Below are 1,247 nucleotides of genomic sequence, written 5' to 3' on the forward strand. Positions count from 1 at the left end.
CGCCCTGTCCGGGCGGGGCGTCGGGCGCGGGGCTCCGGTCGCGCTGCCCGGGACCGGGCACGCCGGGCAGCGACGGCGCCGCGGAGGAACCTCCGTCGCCCGCCGCGGAGGTGTGGTCGCTGTTGTCGTCGGTGCCACGCCCGAGGAGGAAGGAACCGCCCGCGACGGCCAGCACCACGACGGCGGCGATCGCCCCGAACGCGATCCGCCGCTTGCAGTTCGGCGTGCCGGGGGCCGTCCCGGGTGCCACGCCCAGGGGATACGGCGGGTACTGCGGCTGGCCCCAACCCGCTCCGGCGGGCGGCGCGGGAGGTACGGGACCTGGACCGTGAGCGGGACCGGAGAGGGGGATCGGCGCCGTGACCGTGGCCGGGTGGCCGTCGACCGGGTCCGGAAGGGGCGCGGGAGGCGCGCCCTTGAACAGGTCCGGGCCCTGGGGCCGGTCGACCGCCCCCTGGACAAGGGTCTGGTCGTGCCGGTCCGGGTCCTGCGCCTGAGCCGGGTCCTGGGCCGGCCCCGCGTCCTGGGCCAGGGCCGCGTCCCGGACGTGGGCCTGATCCGGTTCGTGGGCCTGATCCGCTTCGGGGGCCGGGACGGGGGCCGGATCCTGGTTCTCGTTCTGGTCCTGGTTCTGCTCCCGGTCCGGCGTGGCGGAACGGAGCTCTTCGGTCCAGGCCGATCCGTCCCACCATCGTTCGAGGCGGGGGCCGTCGCCTGTGTGCCCTGGATCGGGATGCCAGCCGGGGGGAGTCGAATGAGTCACGCGCCCAAGCCTAAGCATTTCAACTGAAAAGCCGGTGAGAGGCCCATGAGAATTGGCACGGGGAGGTCGGTGTTCACGGCACGATCCCCCGGATCACCCCCAGCTCCAGCAGGTCCTGTGGCCGCAGTCCGAGCTGGTCGGCCGTCGCTCCCGCCTCGGCCGGATCGCGTTTGAGGATCGCCGTGGCGAGTTCGGGCGCGATGACGGAGAAGTAACTGTCCTTCGTGGCCCACGTGTTGTCCGGCGCGGACAGCGCCAGCGCGCCGCCCGAGCCGCCCTCGCCGATCAGCAGGGTGGTGACCGGCACCCGCGCCGTCGCCACCGCCGCGAAGACGTCCGCGACGGCCGCCCCCACTCCCGCGCGTTCCGCCCCGGCGTCGTTGGCCGCGCCCGGAGTGTCCACCAGGGTCAGGACGGGGATGCCCAACCGGTCGGCGAGGCGGATCAGCCGTGCCGCCGTACGGTATCCGGCCGGGAGGGTGGC

The 1,247-nt window shown here is 74.6% G+C and carries 2 protein-coding genes; both read right to left on the reverse strand.

Going from position 1 to position 1,247, the window contains the following annotated elements; all coding sequences use genetic code 11:
• A partial coding sequence (locus GT042_RS39140) for a DUF2510 domain-containing protein (protein ID WP_161309572.1) occupies positions 1-763 on the reverse strand: 763 nt, incomplete at its 3' end.
• A gap of 73 nt (positions 764-836) precedes the next feature.
• Positions 837-1,247, reverse strand: a 411-nt coding sequence (locus tag GT042_RS17055; RefSeq protein ID WP_272925726.1) for a carboxyl transferase domain-containing protein, incomplete at its 5' end; no start/stop codon positions are given.

Source organism: Streptomyces sp. SID3212, assembly GCF_009865405.1.
Classification (GTDB): domain Bacteria; phylum Actinomycetota; class Actinomycetes; order Streptomycetales; family Streptomycetaceae; genus Streptomyces.